18 protein-coding genes are annotated in these 21250 nt (G+C 65.8%); 10 read left to right on the top strand and 8 right to left on the bottom strand.

The features are described from left to right. Positions 1–27 precede the first annotated feature (27 nt). Complete coding sequence (puuE, locus tag ACFOHJ_RS21465; RefSeq protein WP_378224569.1) at positions 28–1461, bottom strand: allantoinase PuuE; 1434 nt, start codon at positions 1459–1461, stop codon at positions 28–30. Between the two features lie 177 nt (positions 1462–1638). Here puuE and uraH point away from each other — a divergent pair, with 177 nt between their 5' ends. The 4 genes from uraH to xdhC are packed head-to-tail and all read left to right on the top strand — an operon-like array spanning position 1639 to position 6760. Continuing rightward, the gene (uraH, locus tag ACFOHJ_RS21460) at positions 1639–2010 is read left to right on the top strand and encodes a hydroxyisourate hydrolase (RefSeq protein WP_378224567.1); all 372 of its coding nucleotides are present in this window, start codon (positions 1639–1641) and stop codon (positions 2008–2010) included. A gap of 4 nt (positions 2011–2014) precedes the next feature. Further along, positions 2015–3496, top strand: a complete 1482-nt coding sequence (xdhA, locus tag ACFOHJ_RS21455) for a xanthine dehydrogenase small subunit (RefSeq protein WP_378224564.1) — start codon at positions 2015–2017, stop codon at positions 3494–3496. After that, positions 3496–5850, top strand: a complete 2355-nt coding sequence (xdhB, locus tag ACFOHJ_RS21450; RefSeq protein WP_378224735.1) for a xanthine dehydrogenase molybdopterin binding subunit — start codon at positions 3496–3498, stop codon at positions 5848–5850. The genes xdhA and xdhB overlap by 1 nt, the downstream gene beginning before the upstream one ends. A gap of 58 nt (positions 5851–5908) precedes the next feature. Next, the gene (xdhC, locus tag ACFOHJ_RS21445; RefSeq protein WP_378224562.1) at positions 5909–6760 is read left to right on the top strand and encodes a xanthine dehydrogenase accessory protein XdhC; all 852 of its coding nucleotides are present in this window, start codon (positions 5909–5911) and stop codon (positions 6758–6760) included. 18 nt (positions 6761–6778) lie between these two features. Here xdhC and dps read toward each other — a convergent pair whose 3' ends face one another. Then, a complete protein-coding gene (dps, locus tag ACFOHJ_RS21440) occupies positions 6779–7267 on the bottom strand; it encodes a DNA starvation/stationary phase protection protein Dps (RefSeq protein ID WP_378224559.1) in 489 nt (162 codons plus the stop codon). A 96-nt stretch (positions 7268–7363) separates the two neighbouring features. Continuing rightward, positions 7364–8284 carry a LysR family transcriptional regulator gene (locus ACFOHJ_RS21435; RefSeq protein ID WP_378224558.1) on the bottom strand — a complete coding sequence of 307 codons (921 nt, stop codon included), beginning with the start codon at positions 8282–8284 and terminating at the stop codon, positions 7364–7366. Between the two features lie 144 nt (positions 8285–8428). Here ACFOHJ_RS21435 and ACFOHJ_RS21430 point away from each other — a divergent pair, with 144 nt between their 5' ends. The 3 genes from ACFOHJ_RS21430 (at position 8429) to ACFOHJ_RS21420 (ending at position 12462) form a co-directional block, all read left to right on the top strand. Continuing rightward, entirely contained in the window at positions 8429–9646 is a 1218-nt protein-coding gene (locus ACFOHJ_RS21430) for a urate hydroxylase PuuD (protein ID WP_378224555.1), read from the top strand. A gap of 153 nt (positions 9647–9799) precedes the next feature. Further along, positions 9800–11122, top strand: coding sequence for a guanine deaminase (guaD, locus tag ACFOHJ_RS21425; RefSeq protein WP_378224553.1), 1323 nt, complete (start codon positions 9800–9802; stop codon positions 11120–11122). 62 nt (positions 11123–11184) lie between these two features. Beyond that, positions 11185–12462: a glycerate kinase type-2 family protein gene (locus ACFOHJ_RS21420; protein WP_378224552.1), complete on the top strand. Its 1278-nt coding sequence runs from the start codon at positions 11185–11187 to the stop codon at positions 12460–12462. 12 nt (positions 12463–12474) lie between these two features. Here the strand turns inward: ACFOHJ_RS21420 and ACFOHJ_RS21415 are convergent, their stop codons facing one another. The 5 genes from ACFOHJ_RS21415 to ACFOHJ_RS21395 form a co-directional block, all read right to left on the bottom strand. Beyond that, a complete protein-coding gene (locus tag ACFOHJ_RS21415; protein WP_378224549.1) occupies positions 12475–13086 on the bottom strand; it encodes a UdgX family uracil-DNA binding protein in 612 nt (203 codons plus the stop codon). 57 nt (positions 13087–13143) lie between these two features. Next, the gene (locus tag ACFOHJ_RS21410; protein WP_378224547.1) at positions 13144–14529 is read right to left on the bottom strand and encodes a glutamine synthetase family protein; all 1386 of its coding nucleotides are present in this window, start codon (positions 14527–14529) and stop codon (positions 13144–13146) included. Continuing rightward, on the bottom strand, positions 14526–15908 hold the full coding sequence (locus tag ACFOHJ_RS21405) for an aspartate aminotransferase family protein (RefSeq protein ID WP_378224733.1): 1383 nt from the start codon (positions 15906–15908) through the stop codon (positions 14526–14528). Before ACFOHJ_RS21405 ends, ACFOHJ_RS21410 begins: the two co-directional genes overlap by 4 nt. 77 nt (positions 15909–15985) lie before the next feature. After that, positions 15986–16960: a WD40 repeat domain-containing protein gene (locus ACFOHJ_RS21400; RefSeq protein ID WP_378224545.1), complete on the bottom strand. Its 975-nt coding sequence runs from the start codon at positions 16958–16960 to the stop codon at positions 15986–15988. 80 nt (positions 16961–17040) lie between these two features. After that, positions 17041–18126, bottom strand: coding sequence for a CobW family GTP-binding protein (locus ACFOHJ_RS21395; protein WP_378224542.1), 1086 nt, complete (start codon positions 18124–18126; stop codon positions 17041–17043). A gap of 171 nt (positions 18127–18297) precedes the next feature. Between ACFOHJ_RS21395 and ACFOHJ_RS21390 the strand changes: the two genes are divergently transcribed. From ACFOHJ_RS21390 to ACFOHJ_RS21380, 3 genes are all read left to right on the top strand, one after another. Further along, entirely contained in the window at positions 18298–19476 is a 1179-nt protein-coding gene (locus ACFOHJ_RS21390) for a BaiN/RdsA family NAD(P)/FAD-dependent oxidoreductase (RefSeq protein WP_378224539.1), read from the top strand. 182 nt (positions 19477–19658) lie between these two features. Further along, on the top strand, positions 19659–20144 hold the full coding sequence (locus ACFOHJ_RS21385) for a MarR family winged helix-turn-helix transcriptional regulator (protein ID WP_378224536.1): 486 nt from the start codon (positions 19659–19661) through the stop codon (positions 20142–20144). Between the two features lie 137 nt (positions 20145–20281). After that, on the top strand, positions 20282–21223 hold the full coding sequence (locus tag ACFOHJ_RS21380) for a DMT family transporter (protein ID WP_378224533.1): 942 nt from the start codon (positions 20282–20284) through the stop codon (positions 21221–21223). Positions 21224–21250 lie beyond the last annotated feature (27 nt).

Below are 21250 nucleotides of genomic sequence, written 5' to 3'. Positions count from 1 at the left end.
TTTCGTTACGGGGCGTCGCGGCGACGCTCAGCCTGGCAGCATGTCCTTGAGGCGAAGCAGGGCGATCCGCTCGACCTCGCGGCAGGCGGTCCTGAATTCCGTTTCTCGGTCATTGCCGATACGGGCTTCGAAAGCGGCAAGGATTTCCTCCTTGCTGCGGCCCTTGGCGGCGATGATGAAGGGGAAGCCGAAACTGGTGACATAGGCCGCGTTGAGCCTTGAGAACAGCTCGCGTTCCTTGTCGGTAAGCATGTCGAGCCCGGCGGAGGCCTGTTCCTTCGTCGATTCCGGGGTGAGCTGCTTGGCCATGGCGATCTTGCCGGCAAGATCGGGGTGGGCCTTCAGCACGCCGAGCCGTTCCGCCTCGGTGGCCGAGCGGAAGGCGCGGCAGAGCGCGTTGTGCAGGCCGCCAGCGCTGTCGTGCACGGTTCCCAGTTCGAAGTCGAAAGCGCGCTCGGCGATCCACGGCGAGTGCTCGAAGACGCCGCCGAAGGTCTTGACGAAATCGGAGCGATCCATGCGCGAGGGCCGCAATACCGGCGCTTCGTACGGATGGTGCTCGTGCCAGTGTTCGGCGATGTCGATGCGCCGCGGCAGCCACACCTTGTCATGGCTCTTGACGTATTCGATGAAGCGCTTGAGCGCGCCGAAACGGCCGGGCCGGCCGATCAGGCGGCAGTGCAGGCCGATGGTCATCATTTTCGGCCGCCCCTCGATCCCCTCCTGGTAGAGGGTGTCGAAGCTGTCCTTCATGTAGGTGTAGAACTGCTCGCCGTTCGAGAAGCCGGCCTGGATGCCGAAGCGCATGTCGTTGACGTCGAGCGTATAGGGGATGATGAGCAGCGGCTGCATCGGGTTGCCGTGGCCGTCATGGTCGAGCCAGTAGGGCAGGTCGTCGTCATAGGTGTCGGAGCAATAGGCGAACCCGCCCTGTTCGGCCACCAGCCGCACCGTGTTGTCGGAGTTGCGGCCCGTGTACCAGCCGGTCGGGCGCTCCCCGGTGACTTCCGTGTGCAGGCGGATCGCCTCCTCGATGTCGCGGCGCTCGTCCTCGACGGAGTGGTTGCGGTAGTCGATCCATTTCAGCCCGTGCGAGGCGATTTCCCAGCCGGCTTCCTGCATCGCCGCGAGCTGGTCGGGCGCGCGGGCGAGGGCGCTGGCGACGCCGTAGCAGGTTGGGCGCACGCCCTGTTCGCCGAACAGGCGGTGCAGGCGCCAGAAGCCGGCGCGCGCGCCGTATTCGTAGATCGATTCCATGTTCCAGTGCCGCATGCCCTGCCAGGGCAAGGCGCCGGTGATTTCGGAGAGGAACGCTTCCGAGGCCGCGTCGCCATGCAGGATGCAGTTTTCGCCGCCTTCCTCGTAGTTGACGACGAACTGCACCGCGACCCGCGCTGCGCCGGGCCACTTCGGGTCCGGCGGGTTGGCGCCGTAGCCGCGCATGTTTCTCTGGTAACGCATGGATTTCCGCTCCCACCGAAAATTATGGCTCAGGATAGGCCAAAGGGGTCGATGACATTCCCTCGAAATTTTTGAAAGTGTTTTTGGAGCCAGGCGCTCGACCACGCCTTCTGCTAGGCTCTTAAATGGCGCACAGTTTCCAGTTGGGAATGAGGACGGCAGGGAGGAGGCCAGAAGATGGGGCAGACCGGATCCGGTGGGGGAAGCTTGACCACCCATGTGCTGGACACGGCGACGGGCAAGCCGGCGGGCGGCCTTTCCATCCAGTTGTTCCGCCTTTCGGGCGACAGCCGTATCCTCCTGAAGACGGTTGTCACCAACGCCGATGGCCGCTGCGACGCGCCGCTGCTGGCGGGCGATGCGTTCGCCCCCGGTGAGTACGAACTGGTCTTTGCCGCCGGCGATTACCTGCGGGGACAGGGCGTGGCCCTGCCGCAGCCCGCCTTCCTCGACACGATACCGCTTCGCTTCGGGCTGGCCGAAGCGGTACATTATCACGTGCCTCTGCTTGTCTCGCCCTACGGCTATTCTACCTATAGGGGGAGCTGAAACCATGCCGAAGCTAGAGCCGCGCACCGAGTTGCGCTTTATTCTCAATGGCGAGAATGTCGCCGTTTCCGATGTCGAGCCTGACGCGACGCTGCTCGACTGGCTGCGTCTTTCCCGTTCCCTCAAGGGCACCAAGGAAGGCTGCGCGGAAGGCGACTGCGGCGCCTGCACCGTTCTGGTCGGAAAGCTGACGGCGGACGGCCTCGTCTACGAGAGCGTCAACGCCTGCATCCGCTTCATGGGCTCGCTCGACCGCTGCCATGTCGTCACCGTCGAGCACCTTGCCGGCGAGGGCGCGAAGCTGCATCCGGTGCAGCAGGCGATGGTGGATTTCCACGGTTCGCAATGCGGCTTCTGTACGCCGGGCTTCGTCATGTCTCTCTACGGCTTGTGGATGCGTGACGCCAATCCCTCCAACGAGGCGATCGAAAAGGCCCTGCAGGGCAATCTGTGCCGCTGCACCGGCTATGAGGCGATCATGCGCGCCGCGCGCGCCATTTCCAGTTACGGCAAGGCCGAGAGCGACCCGCTGCGGCGGGAGCGCGAGGCGATCACGGCGCGGCTGAAGGCGCTCGACACCGGCGCTCGCGTCGAGGTCGGATCGGGCAGGAAGCGGCTGGTCGTGCCGGCCGACGTGGACGATTTCGCCGCCGTGCTGGAAGCCGAGCCCGCCGCCACCGTGGTCGCCGGCTCGACCGATGTCGGCCTGTGGGTGACCAAGCAGATGCGCGATATTTCCCCGGTCGTCTTCATCGGCAACCTCGCCGGGCTGCGCACGATCACGCACAGGGACGGCGAACTGGAGATCGGCGCCGGCGTCACCTATTCGGAGGCGTTGTCGACGCTTTCGCGGCACGTTCCCCCGCTCGGCCGCCTGGTGGAGCGCATCGGCGGCGAGCAGGTGCGAAACATGGGCACCATCGGCGGCAACATCGCCAACGGCTCGCCGATCGGCGACACGCCGCCGCCGCTGATCGCGCTCGGCGCCATGCTCACCCTGCGCAAGGGCAAGCAGCGGCGCACGATCCCGCTGGAAGAATACTTCATCGCCTACGGCAAGCAGGATCGCCAGCCGGGCGAATTCGTGGAGAGGGTGACGGTGCCGCTGCCCTCGCCAGGCGACCGTTTCGCCATCTACAAGGTGAGCAAGCGGCGCGACGAGGACATCACCGCGACGCTCGGCGCCTTCTTCCTGCGGCTGGCCAGGGACGGCACGGTCGCCGAAATCCGCATCGCCTACGGCGGCATGGCGGCGACGCCGAAACGGGCGTCCGCCGTCGAGAAGGCGCTCGCCGGCAAGCCGTGGACGGAAGAAACGGTGGTCGCGGCGATGGCCGAATATGCCAGCGACTTCCAGCCGCTGACCGACATGCGCGCGACAGCCGACTATCGGTCGATGGCGGCGCGCAACCTGCTGCTGCGCTTTCATGCGGAGACGTCCGGTTTCAAGGGACCGGTGCAGGTTTCCCGGCACGAGGCAGCATGATGACCAAGCACACTCCCAACCTGAAGGCCGCGAAGATCACCGGCGGCGTCGCGAGCAAGCTCAGCCATGATTCCGCGCATAAGCATGTCAGCGGCACGGCGATCTATATCGACGATGTTCCCGAGCCGGCCGGCACCCTGCATCTCGGCCTCGGCCTTTCCACGGTCGCCCACGGCCGCATCAAGTCGATGGACCTGTCGGCGGTGCGCGCGGCGCCCGGCGTCATCGACGTGCTGACGGCGAAGGACATTCCCGGCGAAAACGACGTTTCGCCGAGCGGCATGCACGACGATCCCATCCTGGCCGACGGCGAGGTGCTGTTCCATGGCCAGCCGGTCTTCGTCGTGCTGGCCAGTACGCGGGCCGAGGCGCGCAGCGCCGCCCGCCTTGCCAAGATCGACTACGAGGAACTGCCTCCGATCATCGACATATATGACCTCGACGTGGAAACCGCCCGGCAGGTCACCACGCCGATGGTCCTGAAGCGCGGCGATGCGGCCAAGGCGCTTGCGTCCGCGCCGCACCGCATCAAGGGCCGCATGGAACTCGGCGGGCAGGACCATTTCTATCTCGAGGGGCAGGTGTCGCTGGCGGTGCCCGGCGAGGACGACGAGGTGACCGTCCATTGCTCGACGCAGGGGCCGACCGAAACCCAGCACATGATCGCGCATGCGCTCGGCGTGCCCAACCACGCGGTGACGGTGGAGGTGCGCCGCATGGGCGGCGGCTTCGGCGGCAAGGAAACGCAGGCCAACCAGACGGCGGTGCTGGCGGCGATCGCCGCCAAGAAGCACAACCGCGCCGTCAAGCTGCGCCTCGACCGCGACGAGGACATGACCGCGACCGGCAAGCGGCACAACTTCGCCATCGACTACGATGTCGGCTTCGACGACGAGGGCCGCATCCTCGGCATCGACTATACCTACGCGCTACGCTGCGGCTTTTCGGCGGACCTCTCGGGTCCGGTCGGCGACCGCGCGCTGTTCCACTGCGACAACACCTATTTCTACCCGGCGGTCAACGCCAGGTCGGCGCCGCTGTTCACCAACACCGTGTCGAATACGGCCTTCCGTGGTTTCGGCGGCCCGCAGGGCATGGTCGGCGCCGAGCGGGTCATCGATGAGATCGCCTTCGCGGTGGGCAAGGACCCGCTCGATATCCGCAAGCTGAATTTTTATGACCCGATGGACAAGCGCGCCGGCCGCGACGTCACGCCCTATCACCAGAAGGTCGAGGACTGCATCATCCAGCGCATCGTCGCTGAACTGGAGGAAAGTTGCGACTATGCCGGCCGCCGCCGCGAGATCGCGGCCTTCAACGCCAACAGCCGTTTCATCAAGCGCGGCATCGCGCTCACGCCGGTCAAGTTCGGCATTTCGTTCACCCGTACCGATTCCAACCAGGCCGGCGCGCTGGTGCATGTCTATACCGACGGTTCGGTGCACATGAACCATGGCGGCACCGAAATGGGGCAGGGCCTGCACATGAAGGTGGCGCAGGTGGTGGCCGAGGAGTTCCAGATCGACATCGAGCGGGTGAAGATCACCGCCACCACCACCGGCAAGGTGCCCAACACCTCGCCGACGGCGGCCTCTTCTGGCGCCGACCTGAACGGCATGGCGGCGCAGAACGCGGCGCGCCAGATCAAGGACCGGCTGATCGACTTCGCTGCCGAGACGCACCAGGTGCCGAAGGACCAGGTGGTGTTCCTGCCCAACCGCGTGCGCGTCGGCAACCAGGAGATTTCGTTCAACGAACTGGTGCTGCAGGCCTATACGGCGCGCGTCCAGCTTTCGGCGGCGGGCTTCTACAAGACCCCGAAAATCCATTGGGACCGCGCCAAGGGCATGGGCCATGCCTTTTACTACTTCGCCTATGGCGCGGCATGCTCGGAAGTGTCGATCGACACGCTGACCGGGGAATATGTGGTCGAGCGCACCGACATCCTGCACGATGCCGGCCGTTCGCTGAACCCGGCCATCGACCTCGGCCAGGTCGAAGGCGGCTTCATCCAGGGCATGGGCTGGCTGACCACGGAGGAACTGTGGTGGGACGGCAAGGGGCGCCTGCGCACCCATGCGCCGTCCACCTACAAGATTCCGCTCGCCTCCGACCGGCCGAAGATCTTCAACGTTGCGCTGACGGACTGGTCGGAAGCCTACGAGCCGACCGTTCACCGCTCCAAGGCGGTGGGCGAGCCCCCGCTGCCGCTCGGCCTGTCGGTGCTGCACGCGCTGGCGGACGCGGTGGCGAGCGTCGCCGACCACAAGGTCTGCCCGCGCCTCGACGCCCCCGCGACGCCGGAGCGGGTGCTGATGGCGGTGGAGAGAATGAAGAAGGTGGCTGCGAAATAGCGCAGCCGGCGTTCAAGGACTATATTGGAAAGTGCAGCATTCCGGTTGGAGGCTGGACATGAGCATGGCCGTAAAGAACCTGAAGGATTTTCTTGCCCGCGCCGACCGCTTCGCGGTCGTCGAGGTCGCCGCGACCAAGGGCTCGACCCCGCGTGAAGCCGGGGCCGCGATGCTGGTTTCGCCGACGGCCACGCATGGCACCATCGGCGGCGGCCAGCTCGAATACATGTCGATCGACAAGGCGCGGCAGATGCTGAAGTCGGGCTTCGAGGGCGAGGCCGTGCACGGGACGACCCTCGACATCCCGCTCGGCCCGGAAATCGGCCAGTGCTGCGGCGGCCGGGTGGAAGTATCGATCCGGCCCGGAACGTCAGCGGTCGCTTCCGCGCAGGTGGAAAGGGCCGAGGCCGAGGAGGGCGCCTTGCCGCATCTCTACATCCTCGGCGGCGGCCATGTCGGCAAGGCGATGGCGGCCGCCTGCGCGCTGATGCCGGTGCATGCCGTGGTGGTGGAAACGCGCGCGGACGAACTGGAAGGGGTAGCGCCGGGGGTCGAGACGCGGCTTACGCCGATGCCCGAGGAAGTGGTGCGCGCCGCACCCGCCGGTTCGGCCTTCGCGGTGCTGACCCATGACCACGCGCTCGATTTCCTGATCGTGGCCGAAGCGCTGAAGCGCGGCGACGCGACCTATGTCGGCATGATCGGCTCCAAGACCAAGAAAGCCACGTTCAGGAGCTGGTTCCTGAAGACGGCCGGCGGCACCGAGGCGGAGTTCTCGCGCCTCGTCTCGCCGATCGGCGGCGAGGCGGTGAAGGACAAGCGCCCGGCGGTCATCGCGGCCCTTGCCGCCGCCGAGATCATGACGGCACTGGCGCTTCATGCCGCGCCCGTCGGGCACGCCGCGCGCTGACCACCGCCGGGCGGCCGTCTATTCTTTTTCCTGGGTGTGGGCTTCGAGGAACCACAACGCCTTGTCGAGCGAACGCGAATAGGCGGTGAGGATGTCGGCGGCGTCGGCGTCGCCCGCCTCGTCCGTCTCGTCGATGGCGGCGCGGGCGTTGTTGGCCGCGACCGCATAGCGCTCGATGAGCGCTGTCAGATGATCCTTGGTCGTGTAGATGTCGGTCGGGTAGGGCTTGAGCGGCGATGCCTTGACCACCGTCTGCGAGGTGCCGAGCGCGGTTCCGCCGATCTGCACCACGCGCTCGGCGATGGTGTCGACATGGACGTCGATATCCGTGCGGAAGGTGTCCAGCATCTCGTGGATGGCGATGAACTGCGGTCCCTTGATGTTCCAGTGCGCCTGCTTGGTGATGAGCGCGAGATCGATGGCATCCGCGAGCCGGGCGTTGAGGATTTCGGTCGAAACCTTCTTGGCGTTGGATTTGAGGTCGTTATGGGTGGGATGGTTTGGCATTCGAACGCTCCATGGCGATTTGGCACGGAAATCAGCCTGGCCGACCCGTCCCTCCAACAATGCCCGGCACGCCTTCTGGTTCCTTGAGGAGCGCGGCTATTTTCCCGCCAGCACTTCCTTGATCAGCCGCTGGCAGCGCTCGGCCATGAAGTCGAGCAGCAGGCGTATCTTGGGGTCCTGCAATTTCTTGTGCGGGTAGACGGCGGCGAACTGGACCGGTGTCGGCGGCGTATCGCGCAGGATGACCTTGAGCCGGCCGTCGCGCAGATAGGGTTCGATCTCGAAGCGCGGCTTGTTGATGATGCCGCGCCCCGCCAGCGCCCAGCCGGTCAGCACGTCGCCGTCGTCGGTGTCGAAGGGGCCGTGCACCTCGAACTTGTGCGGCCCTTCCGGCATTTGCAGCATCCAGTAGAACTCGCGGCTGCCGGGATAGCGCAGCATCAGGCAGTCATGCCTGTTGCCGAGCAACTCCTGCGGGCTCGCCGGCTCGCCCCGCGCGTCCAGATAGGCCGGGGCGGCGGCCAGCACCCGCTCGCACTCCATGATGCCGCGCAGGCGCAGCGAGGAATCCTCGATGATGCCGAGCCGGAAAGCGACGTCGATGCCTTCCTTCATGATATCGACATTGTGGTCCGACAGCCTGAGCCGCACCTCGATGTCGGGATATTTGTCGCGGAATTCGGGAATGCCGGAAGCGATCAGCCGCCGCCCCAGCCCCAGCGGCGCCGTGACCTTGATGGTGCCGCGCGGCTGGCCGGAAAGCGTGCCGACGGCGGCCTCGGCCTCGGAAATGGCTTCCAGCACCCGCTTGGCCCCGGTGTAGAACACCGTGCCGTGCTCGGTCGGCATCAACTGGCGCGTGGTGCGGTTGAACAGCCGCACGCCCAGGTGCTTTTCCAGTTCCTTGATGCGGTTGGAGGCGACGGCCGGTGAGATGCGCATGTCGCGTCCGGCCGCCGACAGGTTACCCAGTTCCACGACGCGGACGAAGACGGAGATGTTGTCGAGATAGGCCATGGGAGCTCGTTTCGTGGCACATAGCGGTAGCGTAACAGTCAGCGTAGTATTTTCTAACTTTTTTTGAAAGTCATCGTGTACGCTGCCTCTTTTCGTTTGCGCGTCAGGCCGTAATGTCGCGAAATTCGGGGAGGGAGGATGCTCATGCTCGATTTTGCGATATTCTGGGACTGGCTGGCCTTTGCGGTGCGTTGGCTGCACGTCATCACCGCCATCGCCTGGATCGGCTCTTCCTTCTATTTCGTCGCGCTCGACCTCGGCCTGCGGCAGCGGCCCGGCCTGCCGGCCGGCGCCTATGGCGAGGAATGGCAGGTGCACGGCGGCGGCTTCTACCACATCCAGAAATACCTGGTGGCGCCGGCCGAGATGCCGGAGCACCTGACCTGGTTCAAGTGGGAAAGCTACATGACGTGGGCGTCGGGCTTCACCCTGCTCGTCATCGTCTATTACGCCGGCGCGGACCTCTTCCTCATCGACCCCAACGTGCTCGACGTGTCGGTGCCGGTCGGCATCCTTATTTCGCTGGCCTGCCTTGCCGGCGGCTGGCTGGTCTATGACATCCTGTGCCGCTTCCTGATCGGCAGGGCCGACACCGGCCTGATGATCCTGCTCTACGTCATCCTGGTGTTCATGGCCTGGGGGCTGACGCACCTGTTCACCGGCCGCGCCGCCTTCCTGCACCTTGGCGCGATCACCGCCACCATCATGTCGGCCAACGTCTTCATGGTCATCATCCCGAACCAGAAGATCGTCGTGGCCGACCTCATCGCCGGCCGCAAGCCCGACCCGAAATACGGCAGGATCGCCAAGCAGCGCTCGCTGCACAACAACTACCTGACCCTGCCCGTGCTGTTCCTGATGCTGTCGAACCACTATCCGCTGGCGTTCGGCACCCAGTTCAACTGGATCATCGCCTCGCTGGTGTTCATGATGGGCGTGCTGATCCGGCATTATTTCAACACCCACCACGCCCGCAAGGGCAACCCGACCTGGACCTGGCTCGTCACCGCCATCCTGTTCGTCATCGTTATCTGGCTGTCGACGGTGCCGAAGGTGTTGACCGGGGAGGTCAAGACTTCCTCGGCTGAAAACATCTATGTCGCTTCCGCTCATTTCCCGGCCGTGCGCGACACGGTGATGGGCCGCTGCGCCATGTGCCACGCGGCCGAGCCGTCCTATGAAGGCGTCTACCATGCGCCGAAGGGCGTGATCCTGGACAACGACGCGGGGATCGCCGCTCACGCCCGCGAAATCTACCTGCAGGCCGGCAGGAGCCACGCCATGCCGCCGGCCAACGTCACCCAGATCAGCGATAAGGAACGGGAACTTCTGGTCGCGTGGTTCGAGGAGGCGGGGAAATAGCATGATTACGAAAATGACCCCCACCCCTAGCCCCTCCCCACAAGGGGGAGGGGGATTCGGGTGCCGTTACGCTGGACAGAATCACGACTTGCCTCGATCGGCGAAGGGATCCCCCTCCCCCTTGTGGGGAGGGGTTAGGGGTGGGGGTGTCCTATGGTAGCCGACACCCTCCTGCGAGGCCGCACGCTTTCCTTCCTGCGCTGGCCTGAAAGTATCGACGACCATGCCGCCTATGCCTATGAGGAAGACGGTGGCCTGCTGCTCCGGGACGGAAAGATCGTCGCCGCCGGACCTTACGCCGAAGTCGAAAGGCAGGCGGGCGAAGGCACGAAAAGGATCGACCACCGGCCGCACCTGATCCTACCGGGGTTCATCGACGCGCATGTGCATTTCCCGCAGATGCAGGTTATCGCCAGCTATGGCGCGGAACTTCTCGACTGGCTGAACACCTACACCTTTCCCGAGGAAACGAAGTTCGCCAACGCCCAGCACGGTCGCCGCATCGCGCGCCTGTTCCTGGACGAGATGGTGCGCCACGGCACCACCACGGTCGCAGCCTATTGCTCGGTGCACAAGGCCTCGGCGGAGGCGTTCTTCGAGGAAAGCCACGCCCGCGACATGCTCAACATCGCCGGCAAGGTGATGATGGACCGCAACGCGCCCGATGGCCTGCTCGACACGCCGCAATCGGGCTATGACGACACCAGGGCGCTGATCGGCGAATGGCACGGCAGAGGCCGCCAGCATGTCGCCATCACGCCGCGCTTTGCCATCACTTCCAGTCCCGAGCAGATGGAAATGGCCGGGACGCTGGCCAGGGAATTCCCGGACCTGCATGTGCAGACGCATCTGTCGGAGAACCACGCCGAGATCGCCTATACCTGCGAGCTTTACCCGCAGGCCAAGGATTATACCGACATCTACGACCGCTACGGCCTGCTGGGGCAAAGGACGTTGCTCGGCCATTGCATCCACCTCTCCGAGCGCGAGGCGGACGCCCTGTCGGACAGCGGCTCGGTCGCCGTGTTCTGCCCGACGTCGAACCTGTTCCTCGGCTCCGGCCTGTTCGACTACCAGCGCTTTCGCCGCCGCGAGAAGCCGCTCAGGATCGCCACCGCCACCGATGTCGGCGGCGGCACCAACTATTCCATGCTGCGCACCATGGACGAGGGCTACAAGGTGATCGCCCTGAACGGCGAAAAACTGAACCCGTTCCAATCGTTCTGGCAGTTGACGCGCGGCAATGCCGAGGCCTTGTCCGTGGCCGACAAAGTGGGCACGCTCGAACAGGGCACCGACGCCGATATCGTCGTGCTGGATTCGGCCGCCACGCCGGGAATGCGGCTTCGCATGGAAACGGTGGGCACGCTCGCCGAGGAGCTTTTCCTGCTGCAGACGCTGGGCGACGACCGGGCGGTGCGCGAGGTCTATGTTGCCGGCAGGCCGGCCAAGAGCGATCTTGGTGCCATTGCCTGACCTTCATGCTTGACCCGGCCGGTCCTGTCGTACAAACCGTGCGACGGCTTGGCGGAGGCAAAATGAACCTCGATCCGAAATCGTTCCTGACCTCGATCTTCACTGCCGCGGTTGCGGCAGCGGATCCTGAAAAGACCATCCGCGACCACCTGCCGGCGAAGCCGAGGGGGCGCACCGTGGTCATCGGCGCCGGCAAGGGCTCCGCGCAGATGGCGGCGGCCTTCGAGAAGGCCTGGGACGGGCCGATCGACGGGCTGGTCGTCACCCGCTACGGCTACGGCACGAAATGCGAGCGCATCGAGATCATCGAGGCGGCGCATCCGGTCCCAGATCTCGCCGGGCTCGATGCCTCGCGGCGCCTGCTCGACAAGGTTTCGGGGCTGACCGAGGACGACCTGGTGGTGGCGCTGATTTCGGGCGGCGGCTCGGCGCTGCTGCCGTCGCCGGCCAATGGCATGACGCTGGCCGACGAGGTCGCCGTCAACGAGGCGCTGCTCGCCTCCGGCGCGCCGATCGCCGCCATGAACACCATCCGCAAGCATGTCTCGACCATAAAGGGCGGCAGGCTGGCCGCCGCCGCCTTCCCGGCCCGGGTAGTGTCGCTGGTGGTGTCCGACATTCCCGGCGACAACCCGGCGCTGGTGGCGTCGGGTCCGACCGTGCCCGACGAGGGCAGCCGGCAGGACGCGCTCGACTTCATCGCCGCCTACGGCATCCGGCTGCCGGAGGCGGTGATGGCGCACATCAAGTCGCCCGCCGCCGATGCGCCCCGGCCCGACGATCCGCGCTTTGCCCGCAACGAAGTGCACCTCATCGCCTCCGCCGGCGTATCGCTGGAAGCGGCGGCCGCCGAAGCCAGGCGGCTCGGCGTCGAGGCGGTCATCCTGTCCGATTCCATCGAGGGCGAGGCGCGCGAGGTCGGCTCCGTCCATGCGGCAATCGCCCGCGAGATCGCGGGCAAGGACCGCCCGTTCAGGAAGCCGGTCCTGCTCCTGTCCGGGGGCGAGACGACGGTGACGCTGCGCGCCCCTGTTGGCAGAGGGGGGGGAAAGGGCGGCCGCAATTCGGAATTCCTGCTCGCCTTCGCCATCGGCATCGCCGGAGTGGAAGGCATCGATGCGCTGGCCGCCGATACGGACGGCATCGACGGCTCGGAAGACAATGCCGGCGCCTTCTGCGACGGCTCGACGGTCCGGCGCATGCTCGCCGAGGGCGTCGATGCCAAGGCCATGCTCGCCGGCAACAACGCCTGGACGGCCTTCAACGCCGTCGACGACCTGTTCGTGCCGGGGCCGACAGGCACCAATGTCAACGATCTTCGCGCGATATTGGTGCGCTAGGCACGGGACTGCTTAAGCCAGCAATGCCTTCACGGCCCTGAGATCGTCCAGGAAACGGTCCCGCTCGGCCGCCTTGTCCGCCGGTTCGCGGATGCGCAGGATGAAGGACGGGTGGATGGTGACGAACACCCGAAGGCCGTTTGAGGTTTCCATGACCTGGCCCCGCTGCCTGGTGACGGCGACCGCCTTGCCGAGCAGCGCCAGGGCCGCGGTCGCCCCCAGCGCCACCGCGAGTTTCGGCCGGATGAGGCCGAGTTCCTTGTCCAGCCACCAATAGCAGGCGCGGACCTCGCCGGCATTGGGCTTGGAATGGATGCGGCGCTTGCCGCGCGGCTCGAACTTGAAATGCTTTACCGCGTTGGTGACGTAGGCCTTCTTCCGCTCGATGCCGGCTTCGTCGAGAATGGCGTCGAACATCCTGCCCGCCGGTCCGACGAACGGCTCGCCGGCGATGTCCTCCTGGTCGCCGGGCTGCTCGCCGACGAACACCACGTCCGCATCGCCCGGACCCTCGCCGAAAACCGTTTGGGTGGCGTTGCGCCACAGCGGGCATCGGCGGCAGTGCTTCGCTTCCCGTCGCGCCTCTTCCAGCGTGGTCGCGTCTTCACCCGGTTCACCTGCCATCTCGATTCTCCTGACGAAGCAATCGCCAGGCAGGAGGATGGTTCCGCCGACCGGGCCTCACACTTCGTGCAGGTAGAGGTGGTAGTCCAGTTCGCTGACGGTGCGCGCGACCCGCAGATATTCGGCGTGCTTGATGGCGACGAAGGTGCGATGGAGGTCCTCGCCCAGCGCCGTCTTCAGGAAGTCCGAGCCTCTCGCGGCCTCGATGGCGTCGCGCCAGTCGATCGGCATAGAGGAGGCCGCATTGTCGGCCTCGTAGCCGTTGCCGGTGGTCTCGGGGCCGGGATCGAGCCGTTCCTCGAGCCCCTTGCCGACCCCGGCCAGCACCGTTGCCGCCACCAGATAGGGATTGGCGTCGACGCCGGAGGGCCGGTGCTCGATGCGCCGCGCCTTGATGTCGCCCGCCGGCACGCGCAGCGCCACCGAGCGGTTGTTGACGCCCCAGGTCGGCGCCACCGGCGCATAGGACTGCGCCACGAAGCGCCGCCATGAATTGGCGTGCGGCGCGAACACCAGCATGGATTCGGCCATGGTCGCGCCGAGGCCGCCGATGGCGTGCAACAGGCTGGGCGCCCACTTCTCGCCGGCCTTTTCCGAAAACAGGTTGGTGCCGGCGTCGTCCTGCAGCGAGACGTGGAGATGCATGCCCGAGCCGGCATATTTCTCGATCGGCTTGGCCATGAAGCAGGCGGTCACGCCATGCCGGCGCGCCTGCATCCGCACCAGCCGCTTCAGCATGACGAGGTCGTCGGCGGCGCGCAGGATGCCCTTGCGGTAGTGCAGCGTCAGTTCGTACTGGCCCGGCGCATATTCGGAAATCACCGTTTCCACCGGAATGTCCTGCAGCTTCGCGGCGGCATAGATGTCGGAAAACAGCGGTTCCATGCCGTGCAGGTGATCGACGGAATAGACCTCGGTCTTGCCCGAGTGGCGGCCGTCGAGCACGGCGCGCGCCGGCTGCACCTTGCCATCGCCGTCGCGCTCGTTGGCGAGCAGGAAGAATTCCAGCTCGAAGGCGCCGGCCGGATGCAGGCCCTTGTCGGCGAAGGCCTGAACCTGGCGTTCGAGCGCATGGCGCGGATCGGAGGTCATCGGCGCGCCGTCGAGATGGTACATGGAAAGCATCACCTGGCCGCGCGGCGGCTGTGTGCCGTGCAGCGGCACCAGCGTGCCGGGTATCGGCCAGGCGCGCAGGTCGCCGTCGCCGCTGTCCCAGATCAGCCCGGTCTCGTGGACGTCCTCGCCGGTGATGTCGAGGCCGAGGATGGAGATCGGCATATGCCGCCCGCCCTCGAACAGCGGCATCAACTCGTGCCGGCGGATGATCTTGCCGCGCCCGATGCCGTTGGCATCGACAAGCACGATGTCGAAGGCTTCGATCTCGGGGTGTGCGGCGAGGAAGGCCGTCGCTTCGGCGGGCGTCGAGCCCGAAGGGGAGGTCATGATGGGGTTCTTTCCTGCGCCGCCAACTGGCCGGCAATGTCGGTGAAGGCGGAAATCAGTCGGTCGACCTGCCGCGCTGTGGTAGCCGGCGAGACCAGCATCATGTTGTGGAAGGGCGCGATCAGCGCGCCGCGATTGACCAGCGCGACATGGACGGCGGCCTCCAGTTCCGGCGCGTGGGCGCTCTCCGCCTCCGTGCCGTTGCGCAGCGGGCCGGGCGCGCAGATGAACTCGACGCGCGCGCCGACGCGGGCGACATGCCACGGCAGGCGATGGTGGCGGATCGCCACCGTCAGGCCCGCATCCAGCCGCTCGGCGAGTTTTTCCATATGCGCGTAGTTATCGGCCGTCATCACCTCTTCAAGGCAGGCGCGCATGGCCGAAAATTGCAGCGGGTTGGCCGACAGCGTGGTGCCCATGCCGGAGTAGCCGGGTTCCTTGCTCTGGTTATAGGCGTTGTAGCGCGAGGCGACTTCCTCGCTCATGCCCCAGATCGAGGCCGGGACACCGCCGGCGATCGGCTTGCCGAGCACGAACAGGTCCGGTTCGAGGCCGTATTTCGCCGTGTAGCCGCCCGGACCGGTGGAAATGGTGTGCGTCTCGTCGATCAGGAGCAGCGTACCGGCCTTGCGCGTGAGCGCGCGCAGCGCGTCGTGAAAGCCCGGATCGGGCAGCACCATGCAGGAATTGGTCAGCACCGGTTCGGTGATGACGCAGGCCACGTCATGATCCGCCAGAGCCGCTTCCAGCGCCGGAATGTCGTTGAACTCCACGATTCGCGTTCGCTTCGTGAGGTCGCGGGATTCGCCGGCAAGTCCCGGCCGGTTGACCGGCCGTCCGTCCTTCAGCCGTACCATCGTTTCGTCGACCGAGCCGTGGTAGCAGCCATTGAAGACGAGGATTTTGTCGCGGCCCGTCACCGCGCGCGCCACGCGCAGGGCAAAGCGGTTGGCATCGGTGGCGGTGGTGGCGATCTGCCAGAAGGGCAGGCCGAACTTTTCCTGCAGCAATGGGCCGATGGCCAGCGCGTCCTCGGACGGCAGCATGTAGGTCAGTCCGCGTCCGGCCTGGCGGCGGATGGCGCGCGCCACCGGCGGCGGCGAATGGCCGAACATCGATCCGGTGTCGCCGAGACAGAAATCGTCGAGCCGGTTGCCGTCGATGTCGGTGATGACGGCGCCCCTGGCCTGCTCGACCAGGATGGGGAAGGGGGTCGGCCAGTCGGTCATCCAGTGCATCGGCACGCCGCCGAGGAAGCCGGCAATGCCGTTGCCGAGGCGCGCCTGCGATTTCGGCCGTGCCGCGCGGAAGCGCTCCGCCTCCCGCTCCCGAAGTGCCGCGATGCGTGCGGCGGAAATGCCGCCCGCCGTTCCTGCCAGATCCAAGGTATGCCTGCCGGATTGCCTCTCTTGCCGCAGTTCTAGCGGCGTGTCCGCCGGCAGGCAATGGCGAGCCGTCAGGCCGATATGTCGATGACGCCGCAGTCGCCGGAGGCCGAGCCGAAAACGATGCGCCGCTCGCCCTTGTCCCAGGCCATGGAGGTGATGGCGCTCTTGCCCGGCCGGCGCAACAGCACTTCCTTGGCATCGGCGAAGCGCGCGGCGATCACCATGCCGTCGTCATAGCCGATGGCCGTCACGTCCTCGCTGGGGTGGCAGGCGACGGAGGTGACCATGGCATTGCCGCGCGTGCCCAGTTCCAGCGGAGCCTTGCCCATCGGGCCGTCCTTTCCGGTGAACGGCCACACGATGGCGGCAGGCGCGCCGGAGCTGGCGAGCCAGCGGCCCTTGGCGCTCCACGACAGGCTTTTGACCTTGGCCGGGTAGCCGGACATGCGCATGTGCTTGCCGTCAGCCAGCTTCCAGCCGTGCAGCGCGTTCTCCTGCATGGAGGTAACGAGGAAATTGCCGTCCGGCGAAAAGGTGATGCCGGTGTGGGCGCCGGCCCATTCCAGTTCCACCGGCTTGCCGTCGGTGGCCGGAAAATGCAGCGTCGCGCCGTTGTAGCGGGCAACGCCGATGCGCATGCCCTTCGGCGCGAAGGCTATGCCTTCCACCGAGCGCGGATGCGAAAATTCCTTCACCTTGCCGTCGGCGAAGCGGACATAGGCGTTCTTGCCGGCGCTGTAGGCCACCGCGCCCTGCGGGCCGGCGGCGACGTTTGAAATCCATTTCCTGCCGGCGCTCGCCAGTTCAGTCGCCTGGCCGTCAGCGGTAACGGCAAACACCTTGCCGTCTTCGCCGCCGGTAACCAGGCGCTCGCCGGCCGCGTCGTGGAAGGCGTACAGCAGGCCGTCATTCGCCTGGCATGTCTTGTGCCCGTGGTCGAGGCTGTGAACCGCGCCATCGGCCATGGCGAAATGCGGGATGTCGTTCAGGAAGGCGACGGCGACGCAATGGCCGTCGAGATCGAGCGGGGCAACGGTGGGCATTATCGGATTGCCTCGAAAGTCTCGGCCGGCCAATGCGGGGTGGAAAGAAACGCAACCATCGAGGCGCGATAGCAGGGCTGTCAGTTCACCGCAACAGCCTGGCAGGCCTCGAAGCTTTGCTTCAGCCGCTCGGCGTCGAGCTTGCGGCCGATGAACACCAGCCGGCTTTCGTGCTTTTCGCCGTCCTTCCACGCGCGCTGGTGGTCGCCTTCGATGATCATGTGCACGCCTTGGATGACGTAGCGCTCGTCGTCGCCCTTGAAGGCGATGATGCCTTTCAAGCGCAGGATGTTCGGGCCTTCCATCTGCGTGACCTTCTCGATCCACGGGAAGAACTTCTTCGGGTCCATTTCGCCGCCGCGCAGCGATACTGACTGCACCGTCACGTCGTGGATGGGCGACGGATGCGCATGGTCGTGATCGTGGTGATCATGGTCATGGTGGTGGTGATGATGGTCGTGGTCGCAGTCCGGGCCGCATTCATGATCGTGGTCGTGGTCATGATCGTCATGCGCCTCGAGGAAATGCGGATCGTTTTCCAGCGCCCGCGACAGGTCGAACGCGCCGCGGTCGAGCACGTCGGTCAGCGGCAGGCCGGCGCGGGTGGTGTGGTGGATCTTGGCCGCCGGGTTGATGGCGCGGACCGTCGCTTCCACGTCGCGCAACTCTTGCGGCGTGACCAGATCGGTCTTGTTGAGCACGACGACATCGGCAAAGGCGATCTGGTCCTCGGCCTCCTTGCTGTCCTTCAGCCTGAGCGGCAGGTGCTTGGCATCGACCAGCGCCACGACGGCGTCGAGCTTGGTCTTGGAGCGCACGTCGTCGTCCATGAAGAAGGTCTGCGCCACCGGCACCGGGTCGGCGAGCCCGGTCGTCTCGATCACGATGGCGTCGAAGCGGCCCGGACGGCGCATCAGGCCCTCGACGACGCGGATCAGGTCGCCGCGCACCGTGCAGCACACGCAGCCATTGTTCATCTCGTAGATTTCCTCGTCGGATTCCACGATCAGGTCGTTGTCGATGCCGATCTCGCCGAACTCGTTGACGATGACCGCGTAGCGCTTGCCGTGGTTTTCCGAGAGGATGCGGTTGAGCAGCGTGGTCTTGCCGGAGCCGAGATAGCCGGTAAGTACGGTTACGGGGATTTGCGTCTGGGCTTCGCTCATGTCAGGACCTCAATCGGAATTTGTCGCCTCCATATAGGATGGCGCCGTTCGTTTTGCACGGCCAATCCAGCCGGTTTCGCATTGGGCCAGATCGGCGGCGAAGCCGCCGGGATATGCACGCGGCGAACGGCCTGCATGCTGTAGGGGCGACGACAGTTCGGGGCGGTGGCAGTGGAATTTTTCGACGTCGTGATCGTGGGGGCGGGCGCCGCCGGTATGATGTGCGCCATCGAGGCGGCAAAGCGCGGTCGCTCGGTGCTCGTCATCGATCACGCGCGGGCGGCCGGCGAGAAGATCCGCATCTCGGGCGGCGGCCGCTGCAATTTCACCAATATCCATGCCGGCCCCAGGAATTTTCTCTCGCGCAACCCGCATTTCTGCATCTCGGCGCTGAAGCGCTACACCCAGCATGATTTCCTGGCGCTGGTGAAAAGCCACGGCATCGCCTTCCATGAAAAGACGCTGGGGCAATTGTTCTGCGACGGGTCGGCCACGCAGATCATCGCGCTGCTGCTGGACGGGATGAAGCGCCATGGCGCGCAATTGCGGCTGAATACCCGCGTCGAGAAGATCGACAAGGCCGGCGACCGGTTCGTCGTGGGACTTGCCGGCGGTCCGGTCGGTTGCGCCTCGCTCGTAGTGGCGAGCGGCGGCAAGTCGATCCCGAAGATGGGGGCGAGCGGCTTCGGCTACGAGGTCGCCGCCCAGTTCGGCGTCGGCATCGTCGAGACGCGCCCGGCGCTGGTGCCGCTCACCTTCGAACCCAATACGCTGGAGCGGCTGAAGCCGCTGGCAGGCATCGCCGTGGACGCGCAGGTGTCCTGCAACAAGGCGCGGTTCGATGAAGCCATGCTGTTCACCCATCGCGGCATCAGCGGCCCGTCCATCCTGCAGATTTCGTCCTATTGGCGCGAGGGTGACGAGATCGGCATCGCCATGGCGCCCGGCGTCGATGTGTTCGGGGTTTTGCGCGAGGCGCGCGCCCGCAACGGCAAACAGGCGGTGCAGACGGTGCTTTCTGCGTTCCTGCCGAAAAAGCTTGCCCAGACCATTGCCGAGCAATCCGGCGCGCTGAAGAACCTGGCGGACATGCCGGACAAGGAACTTCGCCGCATCGAGGCGGCGGTCAATGGCTGGCGCATCAAGCCGTCGGGTTCGGAAGGCTACCGCACGGCCGAGGTGACGCTGGGCGGCGTCGATACGCGCGACCTCGATTCCCGGACGATGGCGGCAAGGTCGGTGCCGGGCCTCTATTTCATCGGCGAGGTGGTCGACGTCACCGGCTGGCTCGGCGGCTACAATTTCCAGTGGGCGTGGTCCTCGGGATGGTGCGCCGGGCAGGCCGTCTAGCCGGTACGGCCGGGAAGAATTCAGCCGGATAAGAACTGTCATGAAACTGCAATGTGGCTCTGCGATAAGCATGCCGCTGCGGTTTCGCTTGCCGGCAAAAAGGTTTCGCGGGCGCGAAAGACGAGGCGAGTGCGAGCGGCGGCGCGTGGTATGCTGCCGCCTATCCCGATCGAGAGGAAAACATGGCCAAGCCCGATAGAACTGCGACGATGAGCCGGCTGCATTCGGCGGCCCGGCTGGCGCGCACTGCCCTTGCGGCCCGCCTGCTGGCGCATGGTTTTTACGCCGGACAGGACCAGATCATGCTGGCGCTGGAGGAGGAGGACGGCCAGACGCCCGGCAAGCTCGCCGGCCGCCTCGGCGTGCGCCCGCCGACCATCACCAAGACCATCAACCGCTTGCAGGCCCAGGGCTTCCTGGAAAAGCGCGCTTCCGACGCCGATGCCCGCCAGGCCCACATCTACCTGACCGAGCTTGGCCGCGGCACCATCCGCGACATCGAGAAGTCGGTGAGGAAGACCGAGAAGCAGGCGCTGAAGGGGCTCGACAAGAAGGAGCAGAAGGCGCTTTTCAAGATGCTGGCGCGCATCGAGGCGAACCTGTCGGGCGAACAGCCGATCGTGGTGGAAGAAGCCGCGGAAGAAGAGGTCGCCGAGGCGAGCGCCTGAGGCCCGTCTGGACGCACGATATCACCGGTGTGGCTTTGCCAGCCCACCGCCTTGATGCTATGGCCATGACGCTCGATGTCGTTGCCCGCCAGCGGTAACGGCAGGGGGCGCCCGGCCCAGCACGAAAGCGTCCTGTCTTGCCTCAATCAGCTTCGAAATCCGAGCAGGCCACGCCGCCGGCGGCCATCCTCTATATCCTCCTCACCTATATCGGCTTCACCTTTCTGGACACCTCCAGCAAGTTCCTGGTTCTTGCCGGCGTCGCGCCGTTCTTCATCGCCTGGTGCCGCTTTGCCGGCCATGTCGTGCTGGTCGGCATCCTGTTTCGCGGCTGGAAGGACAGCCGGCGTTTCCTGGCCCGGAACCTGCCGGCCCATATCCTGCGCGGCGCCTTCCTCGCCGGCTCCACCGTGTTCAACATCCTGGCGCTGCGCTACCTGCAATTGGCCGAGACGACCTCGATCTATTTCTTCGGCCCGATGGTGATCACCGCCCTTGCCGGCCCGATGCTCGGCGAATGGGCGGGCTGGCGGCGCTGGCTCGCCATCTGGATCGGGTTTGTCGGCGTGCTGGTGATCGCCCGTCCGGGCGTCGGCGTGTTCGGCGTCGGCCATGTGCTGGCCTTCTGCTCGATCCTGTCGAACAGCTTCTATGTGATCATGACCCGGCGCATGTCGGCCAGCGAGACGCCGGAAAGCCTGATCCTTTTCGCCGCCCTCTCGCCAACGATCCTGCTTTTGCCGGTGCTGCCCTTCTCGCTCACGCTCCCCGATACGCTCCTGCAATGGTTCGTCCTGGCGATGCTCGGCGTGCTCGGCGGCGTCAGCCACTGGTTCCTGGTCAAGGCCTACAGCCTGGCCACCGCCACGGCGCTTGCGCCCTATCCCTATTCGCAGATGATCTGGATGATCGCCATGGGCTGGTTCGTTTTCCACCAGTTCCCCGACCATTGGACGCTGGCCGGGGCGGCCATTATCGTCCTGAGCGGCCTCTACATCGTGCACCGCGAGCACCGGCTGCGCGTGCTCAACCACGCCTCGCCCGACACCGAAACGGAAGTGCTGGCGAAAAAACTTTGATTTGCCGGAAATCGATGGCATAAGCCC

This window comes from Aquamicrobium soli (assembly GCF_042646345.1).
GTDB lineage: Bacteria > Pseudomonadota > Alphaproteobacteria > Rhizobiales > Rhizobiaceae > Mesorhizobium > Mesorhizobium soli_A.
Note: the sequence above shows the minus strand (reverse complement) of the source record. Positions and strands in the feature narration are given on the sequence as shown.